Source organism: Rheinheimera sp. WS51, from assembly GCF_050936095.1.
Lineage (GTDB): Bacteria > Pseudomonadota > Gammaproteobacteria > Enterobacterales > Alteromonadaceae > Alishewanella.
The window spans coordinates 1-1,102 of sequence record NZ_JBOTRC010000045.1 but is presented as its reverse complement, the minus strand read 5'-3'; the positions used below and the strand labels follow the sequence as shown (position 1 = coordinate 1,102).

At 47.3% G+C, this 1,102-nt stretch carries 1 protein-coding gene; it reads left to right on the top strand.

Translation table 11 applies throughout. The features are described 5' to 3' along the window. Nucleotides 1–98: 98 nt before the first annotated feature. Nucleotides 99–1,102 (top strand): IS481 family transposase (locus ACRCA4_RS14945; RefSeq protein ID WP_433190367.1); only part of this gene is annotated, 1,004 nt, incomplete at its 3' end.

Genomic DNA, 1,102 nt, shown 5'->3' with positions numbered 1-1,102 from the left:
TAGTCTCGACTTAATCTGACACATCTACTTGAAAAGATGAGAGTTACCAGTTTTGATATGGGTGTCGAATCCGTAATCAAAAACAAAAGGTAACTCTCATGCTGCATACTAACAATCCGATAATTAAACACAAGGCTGGGCTGCTGAATTTAGCTCAGGAGCTTAATAACGTATCAAAAGCCTGCAAGGTTATGGGCGTGTCACGTGACACGTTTTACCGCTATCAGGAGCTTGTCGCTGAAGGTGGTGTCGATGCTCTTATCGATAAAAGCCGTAGAGCACCAAACCTCAAAAACCGTGTGGATGAAACCATAGAAAAGGCGGTTATTGATTATGCTATCGAGTATCCTGCTCATGGCCAGCACCGCACCAGTAATGAGCTGCGTAAACAAGGCGTGTTTGTCTCTGGCAGCGGTGTTCGTTCTATCTGGCTACGACACGATCTGGAGAACTTTAAGAAGCGTTTGAAGGCGCTGGAAGCCAAGGTTGCCGATGAAGGTATACTCCTGACAGATGCGCAAATTGCCGCCCTTGAGAAGAAAAAACACGACGATGAAGCCTGTGGTGAGATTGAGACTGCCCATCCTGGCTACCTGGGGTCACAAGATACGTTTTACGTTGGCAACCTGAAGGGTGTTGGCCGGATTTACCAGCAAACTTACGTCGATACCTACTGTAAAGTCGCGCATTGTAAGCTGTATACCACCAAGACGCCGATCACTGCAGCAGACTTACTCAACGACAAAGTGCTGCCATTCTATGAGGCTCAGGGCTTGCCTGTGCTGCGCATTCTGACTGACCGGGGTACAGAATACTGCGGCAAAGTAGAACAGCACGATTATCAGCTATATCTGGCGATTAACGACATCGACCACACCAAAACCAAGGCCATGTCGCCGCAAACTAACGGGATCTGCGAACGGTTCCACAAGACGATATTGCAGGAGTTCTATCAGGTTACGTTCCGTAAAAAGCTCTATGGAGACCTAGCCGAGCTACAAAAAGATCTGGACGAATGGCTGGTTTATTACAACAATGAACGAACTCATCAAGGCAAGATGTGCAATGGCAGAACGCCAATGGATACTTTGCTGGATGGAAA